General features: G+C 37.6%; 9 protein-coding genes, 1 tRNA gene and 1 pseudogene. 8 read left to right on the plus strand and 3 right to left on the minus strand.

The features are described from left to right. Positions 1–7: 7 nt before the first annotated feature. Entirely contained in the window at positions 8–1,438 is a 1,431-nt protein-coding gene (locus V3564_RS01025; RefSeq protein WP_455481002.1) for an aldehyde dehydrogenase family protein, read from the minus strand. 458 nt (positions 1,439–1,896) lie between these two features. On the opposite strand from V3564_RS01025, the gene V3564_RS01030 reads away from it, so the two are divergent. Further along, the gene (locus V3564_RS01030) at positions 1,897–4,449 is read left to right on the plus strand and encodes a DNA translocase FtsK (RefSeq protein ID WP_455481003.1); all 2,553 of its coding nucleotides are present in this window, start codon (positions 1,897–1,899) and stop codon (positions 4,447–4,449) included. Positions 4,450–5,477: 1,028 nt separating this feature from the next. Beyond that, positions 5,478–6,788, plus strand: coding sequence for an ATP-binding protein (locus tag V3564_RS01035; RefSeq protein WP_455481425.1), 1,311 nt, complete (start codon positions 5,478–5,480; stop codon positions 6,786–6,788). 14 nt (positions 6,789–6,802) lie between these two features. Here the strand turns inward: V3564_RS01035 and mscL are convergent, their stop codons facing one another. Then, entirely contained in the window at positions 6,803–7,216 is a 414-nt protein-coding gene (mscL, locus tag V3564_RS01040) for a large conductance mechanosensitive channel protein MscL (protein WP_455481004.1), read from the minus strand. 593 nt (positions 7,217–7,809) lie between these two features. On the opposite strand from mscL, the gene V3564_RS01045 reads away from it, so the two are divergent. From V3564_RS01045 to pgl, 6 genes and pseudogenes are all read left to right on the plus strand, one after another. Continuing rightward, positions 7,810–8,898: a quinone-dependent dihydroorotate dehydrogenase gene (locus V3564_RS01045; protein WP_455481426.1), complete on the plus strand. Its 1,089-nt coding sequence runs from the start codon at positions 7,810–7,812 to the stop codon at positions 8,896–8,898. Between the two features lie 137 nt (positions 8,899–9,035). After that, a tRNA-His gene (locus V3564_RS01050) sits at positions 9,036–9,112 on the plus strand. Positions 9,113–9,292: 180 nt separating this feature from the next. Continuing rightward, entirely contained in the window at positions 9,293–10,714 is a 1,422-nt protein-coding gene (locus V3564_RS01055) for a glutamine synthetase family protein (RefSeq protein WP_455481005.1), read from the plus strand. Positions 10,715–10,725: 11 nt separating this feature from the next. Continuing rightward, on the plus strand, positions 10,726–12,009 hold the full coding sequence (locus V3564_RS01060; protein WP_455481006.1) for an NAD(P)/FAD-dependent oxidoreductase: 1,284 nt from the start codon (positions 10,726–10,728) through the stop codon (positions 12,007–12,009). 119 nt (positions 12,010–12,128) lie between these two features. Further along, positions 12,129–13,606, plus strand: a pseudogene (gene zwf / locus V3564_RS01065) (glucose-6-phosphate dehydrogenase). Between the two features lie 10 nt (positions 13,607–13,616). After that, positions 13,617–14,375 (plus strand): 6-phosphogluconolactonase, encoded by a 759-nt coding sequence (pgl, locus tag V3564_RS01070; protein WP_455481007.1) that lies wholly within the window; start codon positions 13,617–13,619, stop codon positions 14,373–14,375. A 1,900-nt stretch (positions 14,376–16,275) separates the two neighbouring features. Here pgl and folD read toward each other — a convergent pair. Beyond that, positions 16,276–17,175 (minus strand): bifunctional methylenetetrahydrofolate dehydrogenase/methenyltetrahydrofolate cyclohydrolase FolD, encoded by a 900-nt coding sequence (gene folD, locus V3564_RS01075; protein WP_455481008.1) that lies wholly within the window; start codon positions 17,173–17,175, stop codon positions 16,276–16,278. Positions 17,176–17,437: the final 262 nt, after the last annotated feature.

The following is a 17,437-nucleotide window of genomic DNA, read 5'->3' on the forward strand; positions in this document are numbered from 1 at the left end:
AGATTTGTTACCAGTATGAAATTGCTTTGCTATCAAGAAATTCTTTAATTCCCCAGTGACCTCCTTCACGAGCACGTCCAGAAAATTTTACGCCTCCAAAGTAACTACCATCAGGTAAACTGTGTCCGTTAACTTCTACCATACCAGATCGTATTTGCGCAGCAATACGACGACATTTGTTGCGATCTTGCGATTGTATATAGTTTGTGAGACCATACTCGGTGTTATTGGCTAATGCTACGGCTTCATCTTCTGTATTAAAAGGAATAATCGAGAGGACTGGACCAAAGATTTCTTCTCGGAAAATACGCATGTTAGGTTTCACATCGGCAAAGACTGTTGGGCGTACATAATAACCGCGTTCCATCCCCATCGGCAAACCAGTCCCACCTGCGACAAGTGTTGCACCTTCATCAATTCCAGATTGAATAAGTTCTTGAATTTTTTCGTATTGTTGTTTTGAAACTACAGGACCAATATGATTTCCTGTTTGATGGTTTGGGCCTACTCTTGTTTTTACTGCAACATCTTTAGCTATTTCGATGGCTTTGTCGTATATAGATTTTTCCACAAACATACGTGTTGGCGCATTACAACTTTGGCCACTATTATAAAAGCACTTATTTACACCACGTTGAATAGCATCTGTATCGGCATCAGCAAAGATGATGTTAGCTCCTTTCCCTCCAAGTTCCAGAGAGACTCGTTTTAAAGTGCTACTGGCATTTTTAGAAATATCTTTTCCTGCTCTTGTTGATCCGGTAAAGCTGATCATTTCCAGATCTGGATGAGAAGAGAGGTAAGAGCCAACGGTGGCACCATCACCGTTAATTAAATTAAAAACGCCGGCTGGTATGGCAGCTTCATCTAAAATTTCAGCAAAGAGCATAGCAGAAAGAGGAGCAATTTCAGAAGGTTTTAAGACCATAGTACAGCCAGCTAAGAGAGCAGGGATAACTTTAAGAGTCACTTGGTTCATGGGCCAATTCCATGGAGTAATCAACCCTACAACGCCGATAGGGTCGTAATGAAGAATCGCTTGCTCGTTTCCCTTTATTAAAACTTCTTGGAATGAGAACTCTTTGTAAGCTTTAATAAAGTTGCGGATATGGGAACTGCCGCTTGCTGTCTGTGCATTGAGCGCCATATCAATAGGTGCTCCCATTTCCATTGAAATGGTTTTTGCCATATCTTCTGAGCGTTTTTCATAGATTTCTAAAATTTTTTCAACGAAGCTAAGACGTTCACTAGGCAGGGTTGTTTTCCAAGTTTGAAAAGCTTTTTTAGCAGCGTTAATTGCTTTATCTGCGTCTTTTATGCTGCCAAGGCTAATGACAGCACAAGCCTCTTCTGTTGATGGATCAATGACATGCAGATCATGAGGAATGCTTGGATTTTCCCATAGACCATTGATATAAAATGTCCGCTTATTAAACATGATTCACTCCCTATTTTTTGTGTTATTAGATTTTGTCATATTTGAGTCTTTTTAAACAAGAATAACAAGGATAATCTTATCCAAGGTAAGGGGATTGCTTCGTTTTATGACAACAAAGCACGGAGAATTGAAAGAGTATTTCTTATTACTAACAGTTTGTACTATTTGTAATAATCATTTTTATAAAATAAAAATGAAAAAGAGAGTAATTAGCAATTTTCCTATAAATTTTTATCATAAAATTTTCTTCAAAATGCACGGAATACAGCTGTATGACACCGTGAATTTTGTAGTTTACTCAATATTCGTAGAGAAAATCTTATTGAGAGGAATTATGGCATTATTTTTTTCGTTTAAAAGCGATAGTTAGCAAAAGGTTATTAACTTTCGTATTATAATATCCATGCATTCTTTTTGAAGAGGTAATTGTTCTCATTGCTATAAGTTTGTTGGGTGCCATGCATAATTCGAAAACAAAATCCATTTCTACATCTTCTTTTTCTGATGAGAGTGCACAAAGTGCATTAGAAGGGAATTCATCTACTAAGATTATTGAGATATTTCCTTATCCGGAAGTATGGAAAAAGGCATTCACCCTCGGACAAAATGTACGTTTTACGCGAACGCCAGAAGTTGAGATTTTGCGTCGTCGCATAGAAACGGATCCAGTTTTTGCAAAACAGTTTAAAGTTTATACGAAGCAAGAGCAAAAAAATCTTAAAAACATTATACAGCATAACAAGAAAACAACAAATCTCTCATCGACAAAAAGAGTCGTTAATCCTCAATCAATAGAGAATAAAGCGTCAATTTGTTATTCAACGGTTTTGAAGCAGGTGTCACAGAAAGCTATTAATGCACCGCTTGAGGAGGATATAGGGGAGCATAAATTACAAGCAGAAAATGTGGTGAAAAAAACAAAGCCTGTTTTTCATCTTTCTGATGACGCATTTTTTGAGTGTGAATCCTTTATGTTAGAACAGGTTGATATTAAAATTTCAGGAGGAGATGTAACATCAATTGATTGCAAGAGTAATGAGATTACATCTGATGTTAGTTCTGCCTTTGATGAGTCAATTACTGCTCTTTACCGTGTTCTTGAGTACCGCTTTCCACAATTTTACGATTCTATTACATCAGAATCTCCAGCAGAAGAGATTCAGAAAATTGAACAAACTTCTGATTTAGTGCACGCAAAGAATGATACTGTTAAAGAAACTCCAATGTGTCATTCTGAGTTTGCTGTTGAAGATTTTGCGGATACGTTAAGCAGTGTAGAGGCTACTATAGAAACCCAAAATAACAACAATGCTGTTGGTTGTGCAACAAAAGGTATTGCAAAGAATTCAGAAGGTTTTTCTGTAATAGAACAGAAAGGCAAAGCATTGCGATCCGTTAGCGCATCGTTAGGCAATTATGATTCTGCTCTTACATTAAATACTCAATCTCTTGATTACGGCACTTATGAATTTCCTCCGATCAATTTATTGCAGGAACCTGTTTTTCATGAAGGTACGATGATTCCACAGGAAACATTAGAGCGTGGTGCTGGGCTTTTGGAAAATATTTTGGAAGACTTTGGAATTAAGGGTGAAATTATCCATGTTCATCCAGGGCCAGTGGTGACAATGTATGAATTTGAGCCTGCAGCTGGGGTAAAGTCATCCCGGGTCATTAATCTTTCTGATGATATTGCTCGTTCTATGTCTGCTATTTCTACACGCGTTGCTGTGATTCCTGGACGTAATGTTATTGGAATTGAGTTGCCAAATGCGGTTCGTGAAACTGTTTATTTACGGGAATTAATCCAATCAAATTCTTTTCGTGAAAGTCAATTTAAATTAGCTCTTGCTTTGGGGAAGGGGATTAATGGTAAGCCTATAATTGCAGAATTAGCGAAAATGCCTCATTTATTGGTTGCAGGAACAACAGGGTCGGGAAAATCTGTTGCGATTAATACAATGATTTTGTCTATTCTTTATCGAATGACACCAAAGCAGTGCCGTTTGATCATGGTTGATCCTAAAATGTTAGAACTCTCTGTTTATGATGGCATTCCACATCTTTTAACGCCTGTTGTGACTGATCCAAAGAAAGCGGTAACAGCTTTAAAATGGGCCGTTCGAGAAATGGAAGAGCGTTATCGCAAAATGGCTAAGTTAGGTGTACGTAATATTGATGGTTTTAATGCACGAGTTGCGCTCGCAGCACAAAAAGGCGAAACGATTATGTGTACTGTACAATCGGGTTTTGATAAAGAAAGTGGGGAAATGCTTTATCATGAAGAAGCAATGGATTTAACACAGCTTCCTTATATTGTTGTGATTGTCGATGAAATGGCCGATCTCATGATGGTAGCTGGTAAAGAAATTGAGAACGCCATTCAGCGTTTATCGCAAATGGCGCGTGCGGCAGGTATTCATCTTATTATGGCCACGCAGCGTCCTTCTGTTGATGTTATCACTGGTACGATTAAAGCGAATTTTCCTACCCGTATTTCTTTTCAGGTAACATCAAAAATAGACAGTCGTACAATTTTGGGAGAACAAGGCGCTGAAACACTTTTGGGTCAGGGAGATATGCTTCATATGGCGGGTGGTGGACGCATTGTACGCATTCATGGGCCTTTTGTGTCTGACGAAGAAGTTGAATCCGTGGTTGCACATCTTAAAGTACAAGGAAAACCTGATTATTTAGCAACAGTGACGGATAGTGAAGACGATAACAAAGAAGATGAGTCTGTTGATTCAGTTGCTAGAATTTCTACGGCAAAAAATCTTGGTGAAGATGGTGAGGAACTTTATATGCAAGCTGTAAAGATTGTCATGCGTGATAAAAAATGTTCGACATCTTATATTCAGCGTCGACTTGCAATTGGTTATAATAAAGCAGCTTCTCTCGTTGAGCGAATGGAAGAAAAAGGTATTGTTGGAGCAGCTAATCATGTTGGGAAACGTGAGATTTTGCTCAATGAGTACAATAATGATCAAGACAATTTTAAAAATACGTGACTTTTAAAGTATCTGACAGTTATTATTTTAGTGGGTAATGCTTGCTCTATTTTATGAGCACACATGTTGTCCCGTACTTGTGTTTTTACTGTGAAATATTAGAAATATTGAATGGGGAGTTACAAAATAGAAGCGATATTTTTTATTAAGGTTGATGGTGCGTAGAATAGGGTAATCAAAGAAGAGTTGGAGATGTCTTAGACATTTTTAGATTATCTAGAATGAAAAGAAATTAAATAAGCCTTCATGTGATGAGAGGTGGCTTTTATCTTTTCCTCTGATTGTAGAAATATTCTTTGGTCAGATGGGGCTGTGGCGTATTTTTAGGCTTTTCTTCTGTGGCAGTTGTGGTTAAAGAACAGTTTTTTTGGCCAAGTGGAGTATCACAAGATATTGAAGGGTGTTCAGTGTGCAATTCTATTGTACTTGATGGTTTAGAGCGCTACGCTGAATTTTGTAGTTTCTGTTGATCTTATTGGTTTAGGCAAGGCCTTTTTTTCTGGAGGAAAATATTTCTCTTATCGCCAGTTTGGATGATGAAACAATATTCGTTGCAGTAATTAATGAACACACAACGGTGTTGGAGGCTTCATATCATTTTTATTTTGTTGATGAGACGTTCAAAATTCTGCTACAGATAATTGATAATAAGATGCCAGTCAAAACCATTTTATTCACAGCATGTGTTAGTATACAAGCTGGCATTATTCGCTTAAAGATGAAAGCCGTAAGTTTTTCGATTTTATGTGTGCTATTAAAATTGGATAAGTTGAAGAGTGTCCAAGAATCTTTTCGTTTATCTTCCTCTATTTTTAGGATCTGATTTTCATGAACTTACCAATAGATTTAATGATGAGTGGTATCAAGTATTCAGCGGTTTTATTGAAGCAGCTTTGTCTTGGAGACAAAGAGTTTTTCAGTGATCTGTTGATGATTGTTCAGAATGGCTTGATGTTGAATTTTCTGCTTTGCCAGTTTTGAAAGCTAAACAGTGGTTTAAGGAGCTTTGTGGTTTTGGTGTTTTGAAGATGCAGGAAAAAGGACAAGAGAAAAAAGACGAAAAGTCAGATACAAAAACATTGAACCTTTCGGAGATAGAGCGCTCAGCTTTTCGTGAGATTGCAGAACGATTGCGCGGAGAATTACACTCATCTCTAGGATCTGGTCATTTGGTTGAAGAAACGGCGGTTCAGTTGCCGGGTGTACAGACATTGCCGGAAAATGCTATAGAACAAACTCTCATAAAAGAACCAGCAGTGGTTTTATCATTGTTGGATACGGCAACTGATGGTGTTTTTTGGTTGGATAGACAGGGTCTTATTCAATCGGTCAGCAGTGCTGCTTTGGCATTAACTTGTTATGAAATAAATGAATTATTGGCACAGCCATTATCGTCATTGTTTACTTTGCAAAGTCAGTTTTTGGTTAAAAAATATTTTGAATTGATCCGTGTAAAGGGAAAGAGTCAAATTTTTAATCGCGGTGAAATAGTTGATTTGGTGACGAAAAATAATAAAAATATAACGGTTTCTATGACGATTGTACCTTTGGTACGACAAGACAATTATGCTGTTATGCTGCATGATATGACAGGAACGGCTCTACCTGTTAAAAAAGAAGAAGAGAATAAAACAGTTGGGGTTGTTCATGAAATGCGGACACCTTTGAATGCTCTTATTGGTTTTGCAGAAATTATGAGAGATGGCCGTTTTGGTGTGATAGATAATGAGCGTTATCGTGGATATTTGCGTGATATTATTTCTTCTGGAAAACATATATTATCGTTGGTTAATCAATTACTGGAATGCTCGAAAGCAAATTATTCTGGTTCAAATAACCAGATCAGTACGTCTCTTATAGCTGAGGCATTTGATGTGATATCTTGTTTGCGTGCTAGTATGGCTTTTCTTGAAACACAGGCTAATCATAATGGCATTATCATGCGTATTGTCGCTCCAGTTCATGTGCCATTGATTCGTGTATCCCAACAAGTATTTCGGCAAATTATATGGAATCTTCTTTCCAATGCCATTCGTTTTACACCATCGGGTGGGCAAATTATTGTTCATGTTTCTTATGGAAAAAAAGAGCGTGTAAAGATTTCAGTAAGTGATAACGGTGTAGGAATGAACGATGAAGAGATTGTACAGGCACTGCAACCTTATGGCCAGGTAGAGCGCAAAGATGGTCGATCTGGTGATAGCGCTTTTATTGGAACTGGTTTGGGGTTACCGATGTGTAAGACAATGGTGGAAGAAAGTGGTGGCCAATTTTTGTTATTTTCAAAACGCAATCATGGAACAACTGTAGAAATGTTTTTTCCTGTGCTCCATGAATAAGGCTACGCATCAATTCATTTTTTCTTAGCTAACAGATCCCTGATTTCTTTTAGAAACTGTTCTTCTAGAGACATTTTTGGGAGATTTTTTTCTTCTTCTTGTTTTCGGCGTACTTTATTCATACCTTTAACAAATAGGAAAAGAACCCAAGCAATAATAAGAAAATTAATAAGTAAAGTTATAAAATTTCCATAGCTGATAGTCGCTCCAGCTGCTTTAGCAGCACTCAGTGTAGCTTGTTTTTCACCAGCAAGCTGAATAAACATGTTGGAAAAGTCAATCCCACCTGTAATGAGGCCAATGATTGGCATAAAAATATCATTAACAATTGAATTGACCAAACCACCAAAAGCTCCCCCTATAATCACGCCGATAGCGAGATCAATCATATTTCCTTTTAGGGCAAATTCTTTGAATTCTTTAAGCATTGCATTTTCCCCTTTATATAAAAGATATACGATAGCTTTAGTTATCGCTTTTGAGGAAAAAGGAAAGGGCGGTTTTTATTTTCTTGTAGTGTTATATTGCAAAGACTAAAGTTCTTTTCCAAGAGTATTATAACATGTTAAAAAGCTTAACGAAGGGTTCTGTTTGACCTGATGCAGGAGCATCTCGTAAAGTTTGGAGTGGTGGAAAGCTTTTTAAATAAAAACGGTGTCTGCTTTTCAACTAAAAGCGGAAAACAGTGCTTGATTTATAAGATCATCACAAAGTCTTTATGACAAAATATTGGAAAAGGAACGCTATTTTATGGGACATTTGTTTCTTTAGTTTGCAGATAATTTCAATTTTTAATGTCTGAGCAATTGCGAAAAAGTAAAGAAAGTTTTTGCAAGACCAAAAAACTCTTTTTCTGATCAGTGTATGTAAACATAAATGTGAATGGCTTATTATATGGTAAACTTTCTTGTAGTAGTGGGACGTTCTTATTTTGATGATGTGCTATCTTTATGGGTGATCTTTTGTGTTAAAAGATTTACGTAAGGTGCAGTGGATCAGTTTTATGTTTGGAGAAGGGTTGATGAGTTTTTTTCGTTGTATTGGTCGTTCTGCTTTATTTATGTTGGACCCAGAGCACGCACACCATTTAGCGATTGTTGGGCTGAAAAGTGGATTGAAAAGTTATCGAAAGGTCGTTGATAAACGTTTGTGTGTGACTGTTGCAGGTCTTGAGTTTGAAAATTTTGTAGGCCTTGCTGCGGGTTTTGATAAGAATGCAGAGGTTGTCGATGCTGTTTTTCGTTTAGGATTTGGTTTTACTGAAATTGGTACAGTTACGCCAAAACCTCAGGTCGGAAACCCTAAACCACGGCTTTTTCGTTTAAGAGAAGATAAAGCGATTATTAATAGGATGGGTTTTAATAATGATGGGCACCGGGTTGTTTACAGCAGACTTCGCGCGTGTAAAAAACTTGGTATTGTAGGAATCAATATTGGTGCCAATAAGGATACGGTTAATCGGATTGATGATTACACTGCGGGTATTGCTTGTTTTTATGATATTGCTGATTATTTTACAGTTAATATTTCTTCGCCTAATACGCCGGGGTTACGAGATTTACAGGCTCGTAACAGTTTGCATCTTTTAATTAATGAAGTTTCGCAAGTACGGAATGAGCAAAAGAAAAAGTATGGATTTTCCGTTCCCATTTTTTTAAAAATTGCGCCCGATTTATCAGAGAACGAATTAGATGATGTGGCTGAAGAAATGAAACTTTCTGATTTTGATGGTTTAATTATTTCTAATACCACTCTTTCGCGCCAAGGCCTTACAAATAGCTCACTGAGTGCTGAGGAGGGAGGGCTTTCTGGGAGTCCACTTTTCGCGCTTTCTACTATTGTGCTTGCAAAAATGCGTCAAAAATTAGGTAAGGAGATTGCAATCATTGGCACTGGGGGTGTAAAGGATGCACAAACGGCTTTGGAAAAAGTTAAAGCTGGTGCGGACTTGATTCAATTATATAGTGGGATGGTTTATGAAGGTTCAGATCTTGCTGTAACTATTCTGGAAGGGATTTTGCAGGTTATGCAGCAAGATGGTGTTGATACTATACAAACTTATCGTGACCATCGTGTTGAGTATTGGGCAAAACGCGCGCTTCCTGTGTGACAAAACTGTTTTTTCTTAATAAAAAGTGCGAGATTTTTTTTAAGGGGCTTGCAAACTCTTCTGATCTTCCTTATGTCACACAAACAAAGAATAAGTGTTTATGAAATATTGAACAGTTATGATACATTTATCTTTATGCGGTTGTAGCTCAGTTGGTTAGAGCGCTGGTTTGTGGCACCAGAGGTCGTAGGTTCGAACCCCACCAACCGTACCAATTTTTCACTGTGATTTGATATGATAAGCAGCTTATAATGATCTCAAGGTCTATTTTACCTTGATAGAAGTTGTGGCATTCTTTAAAGTCAAGTTGATAAAGTTTTTTCGTGATATTTATGTGTGGGATAATACCATGATGGCGGCTCTTGATTGTTTTTAAAGTTGGTGTGTTACGGCTATGAAAAGTGGTAAACGAATAAAAAGCAAGGATTCTAAGTCTGTTTCTGGTTTTCTCAAAAATTTACGTGGTGTAACTAATTGGGAGCAAGTTTCGCAGTGGCTTGCTTTCCGTAATGTAGAAGATATTGAATGTATTACGCCCGATCAAGCGGGTGTGGCACGTGGCAAGATGATGCTTTCTAAAAAATTTATATCGGAAACATCGTTGGCATTACCATCAGCTGTTTTTATGACAACAATTTCAGGAGATTATCCTGAAGATGGTCATGGTTTTGAATACCCAAAAACAGATGGTGATCTACGGCTGGAGCCTGATCTTTCTACGTTAAGCATTGTGCCATGGGAAGATGCCCCTACTGCACAGGTGATTTGTGATCTTGTATATCAAGATGGGAAAGTTGTAGATTATACACCACGAAATGTTTTGCGAAAAGTGATTGATTGTTATACGCAAATGGGTTTAGAAGCAGTTGTTTCACCAGAAATCGAGTTTTATTTAGTACAGAAAAATCCCGATCCTGATTATCCTTTAGATCCGCCGGTTGGTCGTTCTGGACGCTCAATTGGTGGGGGGCAGGGCTATTCGATTGCTGGTGTGAATGAATTTGATGATCTGATTGATGATATTTACCATTTTTCAGAAGCGCAGGGGCTAGAAATTGATACACTCATTCATGAGGAAGGGGCAGGTCAGTTTGAAATCAATTTACGTCATGGTGATCCGATTGAATTAGCTGATCAAGTTTTTATGTTTAAACGAACCATTCGTGAAGCAGCGCTTAAGCACGATATGTATGCAACTTTTATGGCAAAGCCTATTCAAGGGCAGCCGGGTTCTGCTATGCATATTCACCAATCAGTTGTTGATAAAAAAACAGGCATGAACATTTTTACAAAAAAGGATGGTGGAGAAAGCATCTGTTTTCGCCATTTTATTGGTGGATTACAAAGACATATGGCGGGGGTGCTTGTAATGCTTGCGCCTTATGTGAATTCTTATAGACGTCTCATGCCTAATATTTCAGCACCTGTTAATTTGCGATGGGGATATGATAATCGTACTGCAGCTTTTCGTGTGCCACGTTCTTCTCCACAGGGACGACGTGTTGAGAATAGGATTCCTTCGTCAGATGCTAATCCTTATTTAGCTCTTGCGGCTTCTTTGGCTTGCGGTCTCATTGGGTTGCAGCAAAAGCTTGAACCTGATGAGCCAACCACAAGTAATGTGAATGCTGATAATATTGAATTACCGCGTGGACTTATTGAAGCGGTCAGCTTATTTGAACAAGATGCAGCGATACGTGCTATTCTAGGAGATGTATTTGTGAGTACTTATGCTGCAATCAAACGACAAGAGTTTGAAACTTTTATGGAAGTGATTAGCCCGTGGGAGCGCGAATATCTCTTGCTTAATGTTTGAGGTTTATCACGATGGTTGAGCATAATTCGATTTCTCCAGGAATTTCTTGGTATGAAGATACTTTAGAAGAACGCCCTTCTTATCCATTTTGTAGTGAAAAGATACAGTGTGATGTGGTTATTATTGGAGGTGGTTTTACCGGGCTTTCAGCTGCCTATCATTTAGCTAATGCTGGAGTGAGTGTTGTTTTGCTTGAAGCTTCACGTTTCGGTGATGGTGCTTCGGGGCGCAATGGTGGGCAACTGGGAACGGGGCAACGACAATGGGTAGAAACATTAGAGAAAAAGTATGGTTTTGAGCGAAGCAAGGCACTGTTTGATTTAGCTGAAGAAGCTAAAAGGGATATTTTATCTTGGTGTGCTATGCCTGATTGTCAGTGCGACTTTATGGAAGGACAGCTTTCCGTGATCCATAAAAGACGTGAGGTTGTATTTTATCAACGACATATTGAGGCAATGCAGCGTTATGGCTATTATGGTCTTACTTTTATGGACAGGGATGAAACAGCTAAGCGGCTTGGATCGTCTTTTTATTATGGTGGTATTTATGATGCGGACACTGGACATATAAATCCCTTAAAGCTGATTGTTTGGTTGGCAAAAAAAGCAAAAAATGCTGGCGCTAAACTTTATGAGATGACACAAGTAACTGCTGTAGATAGTAATGGTAGCCATCGTATAGTGATAACAGAACGGGGCAATATAACGGCTGAGCATGTTTTGTTGGCGACCAATGCGTATAAGCTTGGACTTCAGCGCTTTGTTGAGAAAAATATTTTTTCTATCCGTTCTTATATTGGAGCAACTGAACCGTTATCAAAAGATAGTCCGATTCTTCGGGGGGGCGAATCGGTAGATGATTCTCGTTTTATGGTTCGCTATTTTCGCAAAAGCATTGATAATCGTTTATTATTTGGCGGAGTAGAAAGTTACGATAATCAGCATCCTGCAAATTTAGATGAACGTATACGACGGCAGATTACTGAAATTTATCCTCATTTGCAGTCTATAAATCTGACACATCGTTGGGGAGCAACGGTCGCTATCACGGTTGAACGTATGCCCTATGTTCGCCAACTTTTCTCGAGTATAACTTATTGTGGTGGTTATTCGGGTCATGGAGTTATGCTTGCTCCTTTTATGGGAAAATTGTACGCTGAATGGTTGATGGGGAAGCGTGAGCGTTTTGCGTATTTTCAAGACTTAAAAATTTCGTCTTTTCCAGGTGGAAAACTTTTGCGTTACCCGCTTGTATTTTTTGCAATGCACTGGTTTTCTTTAATGGATCATTTTTAACTGGACACTGTTTGAAATGAAGAAAATTAATGGCTTGTTTAGTATTTATCTGCTTTAATGATTGTAGCTTCTATAAATTGTTTAAGCTTTTAAAATTGAATGGGAAGACAGACGAGTTCATGGTGAGTGAAATTATTCCAGTCTCTTCCTTTGATTGTATTGTTTTTGGTGCTAGTGGCGATTTAATATCACGCAAACTTATATCCGCTTTATATCGTTGTCAGTGTGTTGGGAAAGTGAGTGAGCCAACACGTATTATTGGGGTTTCTGGCTTTTTATTGAGTAGTGAAGAGTATCAAAATTTTGTTTGTGCTTCTCTGGAAAAATATGTTCACCCAAAATATCTCAACCGAGTTGAACTTAATCGTTTTCCTGCACGTTTAACCTATGTTTCTGTTGATGTCGCATCAAACTGGGGATGGAAAGAGTTAGTTCTACTTCTATCGAAAGATTCCGCTGATATTCGATCTTTCTACTTAGCGGTTAGTTCACTGCTTTATGGTGATATCGTAATGAGGTTAGGGCAAAATAGCGTGGTGATGCAGAAAATACGGATTATCATTAAAAAAATCATTGGCCATGATGTAAAAACAGTAGTTGAACTCAATGGTATATTTGCAGGAGTATTTGATAAAAATAAAATTTTCTGCATTGATTATTATCTTGGCAAAGAAGCTGTTCAAAATTTGATGGTATTGCGGTTTGTTAATACACTACTTTATAAGCCGTTATGGAATTCCAACTATGTTGATCATGTTCAGATAACGGTTGCCGAGTCTTTAAGAGCGGAGGAGTGTGTAGAATATTATGATAGTGCAGGTGTGCTATGCGATATGATACAGAACTATATGCTGCAATTACCCTTTTTTATTGCCATGGAAATACCATTTACCAATAGTGCAAATGCTGTATGTGATGAAAAACTTAAAGTCTTGCATTCTTTAATGTTTCTCGATGTTCATAATATTGGGCAATATACTGTGCGTGGGCAGTATATTGCTGGTATATCGGATGGCGTTTCTGTGGGATTTTATCTTGATGATCTGAGAAAAAAGCTCAGTAAGAGAGAAATGTTTGTAGCATTTAAGGTTAAAATTGATAATTGGCGCTGGGCAGATACGCTTTTTTATTTACGAACTGGTAAGCGCATACCCGTGCGAAAGTCTGAAATTATTGTCGTTTTCAAACCTATACCTTATAATATTTTTGATGCGGATCCAGATAAAGTTTTTTCTAATTGGCTAGTTGTTCATCTTCAACCTGATGAAAGTGTAAAACAATGGCTTATGATTAAGGATTCAGGTTCTGGCGGTATGCAATTGCATCATATTATATTAGACATGAGTTTTGCATCCGCGTTTTTTGAACGTAATCTCGACGCTTATGGGCGATTATTGATGGATGTTATTCGCGGAGATCAAACACTGTTGATACTTCGTAACGAAGTTGTAGCTGCTTGGCGTTGGATTGATCCGATTTTTAAGGGATGGCAAGCAATAAAGCAGTCTGTTCTTAAGTATAGCGCTGATACATGGAGGTTATATGTTTCGACTGCTTTGATGGAAGTGATGGGCATATATGGAAAAATTTAGTTTAGAGCAATAATAATGCATGGAATGAATATCGACCGTTTAAATTTTGAAACACCTACTGCTTTAGCTTTGGCATTGGCTGATCGAGTTGCGGCAGAGCTTAGTGTATCTGTTCTTGAGCGTAAACGAGCAATTTTAGCAGTTTCCGGTGGTAAAACACCAGAACTGTTTTTTCATTATTTGTCAAAAGCTGATATCGACTGGCAAAATATTATCATCACTTTGGTAGATGAACGCTTTGTACCTGCTAATCATGAGCGCTCAAATGAGCATATAGTTCGGCGCTATTTGTTACAAAATTTTGCGGCTAAAGCACGCTTTGTAGGACTGTATCATAAGGCAATTACTGCTGAGCTTGCAGCCTTTTCAGCAGCTAATCGTATAAATACGTTGCCGAGGCCATTTGATGTGGTTGTTTTGGGAATGGGTGCTGATGGACATACAGCTTCCTTTTTTCCTGATGCTGATCGCTTGAAGCAAGCGCTTGATCTTCAAACGCAGGCAATCGTTTTACCTATTCATGCGAAGAGTGCTCTTGAGCCAAGACTTACGCTGACTTTGCCAGTCATAATGCAATCTCGTTTCATTGTGCTTCATTTTGAAGGTTTTCAGAAACGTGATTGTTTTGAAGCGGTTTGTCGGGACGGGTCTGAAATGGAAATGCCTATTCGGGCAGTTTTACAGAATGCCCATCATCTTGTTCAGGTTTATTGGTCGCCTGCAGAAAATGAAATAAGTGAAGAAGAACATGATACGGGTGCAGGAGATAATTAATCTCCCTTTAGTGAAGGGAGATGCACATAAATAAAGATGGTGCTTTCAAAGATAATTTCTAAGGTCATGGGAAGAATTTATGAGTGTTCTCTAGAAATGCAGGAGATTTATTACAAAGATACAAAAAACCATCCCAAGCACAGTTTTTTTGAGAATATGCTACAGACCCTATAGGTATGTTGCCTGCATTCCAATAGGCAAAGAGCGTTTGAAGCGTGATATTGTTGGGAATATTGACACTATTTTTACATATAATGATATACTGTTGACACTTCAATTTTTTTGAGATTTATCTTTAATTAAAGAGGCTGCCCGTATGGTTGCCACAGGTGGCAGGCGATGTGCTTGCGATGTGTGGCGGTATAACAAAGGGTCTGCCAGGATAAAAATTTTCCCTTTTTTCCCTGAAGTGATTGTATAGTGAAAGTTATAAGGCTATCACATAATATGTTTGATGCGATATTGTATCTCAGGGGAGTATGATAAAATCATACTTTATTTGATGATTGGTTACTAACATTTGCTTTTTTACTAGGAAATTTTTTCCCATAGGTTCTCGTGACAAGCAGTCAAGGGAATGACGGAAAAGTAAAAATACACCAGCTTTACTTGGAAAATAAGATAAATTAGCAGATATTTCTGGAATTGGAAGCATGCTCTTATCACGAGCTAGGAATATGTAAGTTCTATGGAGTTTTTAATTCAAATCAGGTGATGCTAAACATGGTGGGGCTACATATGCTTTGAGTTATTTTTATCAACATTAACAGAACTTTACGTGATTCTATAAAACATAAAGCTAACCAAATGTGTACTTGAAATTACAGTTTTTGGTGATAATTATACACCTATTGATATACTATCAATGAATGTCTTTTGTTAATGCTATTGTAGGGTTAAGCAGTGGGAGTGATTTTCAATTATGCGATTCATTCGATTGTTATAGCTGCTACTTACAATATTTGATTGACGCAGTATGATATTGCAGAATTTCCGTCAATTTCTCTTCTTTTTGCACGTATTTATCCTACTGATTTTGCTGGTATTAAATCATTTAAATGCGGCTTATGTATGTTGGTGTAGGATTTATTATTAGTGAGCTGATGAGGAAGGTTTAGTGCATGAAGATAGTTTGTACAGTTTTTAGCAAAGATCTCAATGTTTATGCAATTGGAGCAAAGTCTTGCCCTTATGGTAGTACTGTGCATGAGTCTGTTTTATAATGAAAGTGGTAACCATAAACGCGCTATTAGCTTGAGGAAGCTGTTTCAGCTTGATAGTGGCCTATGTTTTGTCGAAAGACTTGAGACAGCTATTATTAAAACTTTATCCGTTGAGTCTGAGCATTTGCATATTGAAAACCAGGTTTTTGTATTTAATGATCAAAATAGACTACAAAGGGCTTTTAAGGTTGTGAAGTGTTGAATGATAAAAATTTTTATCGCTGTCATTCTTTATCAATAGTCAAAAGCAAATGGTATGCTAGAGTTTCATAAAATAAAGACAATTTTAGATGTTTTTTACGATAGGAATCAAAGTAGTCTTGGTAACGGGAAGTTGTATACCAGGTGCATTAGAAAAAATTCCCACTGCAATACACGTAATACCAAAAGCCTTGGGTAATGATCCCTTTGTGCGTTTGCATGCAGAGTGATGATATCATTTGTTTTGATACTCTTATGTAGAAATTAACTTTTGGGGCGGTTTGATAAAATTTAACGCATGAACGCTCATTCTTTCCGATCTTTCTAAATAATATAAATACAGTGTTTTGTATGAATTTTTTCGTGTTTTACACCAGTCAGTTAATCGTGCAGATCAAGGGGCATATGTTATTATGATATGAGTAAAGTGAGAAAAGAACTAAGGCGATTTATGCAATGAGTATGCGTAAAATTTCTTAAAATTTTGGTACGGGCAAATTGTGTGCTCGAGCAGTTGCCTTGAGTGTATTAACCATGAGCATAGCAATTGTCATAGGTCCAACCCCTCCTGGAACAGGGGTAATAGCGGTTGCTTTTTCTTTTATTTTTTCAAAATCAACATCACCGACAAGACGTGTTTTTCCCACACCTTTTTCTGGTGCTGCAATGCGGTTAATGCCAACATCAATAATAATGGCACCATTTTTAATCCAGTTTTTTTTAATCATTTTGGGACGGCCTACAGCTGCTACTAAAATATCAGCGCTACGACATACGTCATCAAGGTCACGGGTACGACTGTGTGCGATCGTTACAGTAGCATTAGCTGCCGTTAAGAGAGCAGACATAGGTTTGCCGACAATGTTAGAGCGACCAACGACGACGGCATCAAGGCCAGATAAATCTCGTCCGCATTGTTGTTCAATCATCACCATGGCACCAGCTGGTGTGCAGGGAATGATGGCGTCCTCAAGTGCGTTGGCTGCAAGTTTTCCTACATTGATATAATGAAAACCATCAACATCTTTTTGGAAAGCAATGGCTTGCGTTATGCGGTTTGTATTAATATGGTCAGGGAGGGGAAGCTGCACCAAAATACCATGGATTTTAGGGTCAGAATTTAATGTTGCAATGAGTTCAAGGAGCTCTTGTTCTTGTATTTCTTTAGAAACCATATGTTTAATTGAAAAAAAACCACATTCTTCAGCTTTTTTATTCTTTGATGTGACATACACCTGACTTGCGGGGTCATCTCCAACAATAATAACAGCTATACCAGGTTGTATATTATAGTTATTGCGAAGTTTTATTGTTTCAGTCTTAATTTTCGCAATAATCTCTTCAGCGAGCTTTTTCCCGTCAATAATATTATTCATGAGAGAGATCCTTTCGGTAGAGCTGTTTATTTTCTTGCAAAGTATTTGTTGACAATACAATAGAATTTTATAGCAATATTGATATGAGAACGGTAAGAACGGCTTGATAGTGTTGTGTATTTTATATTTTTTAAAAGGCTTCAAATTAATTGCTTTGTAAAGAAGTAGCAACATTGTTGTTCTAATAAACTTTAGATAAGAACAAGAATAATTAAGTTATTAAATAAGACATGGCAAAATTTAGGATTATAAGAAGCTTTTT

Source organism: Bartonella sp. B12(2025), from assembly GCF_053795135.1.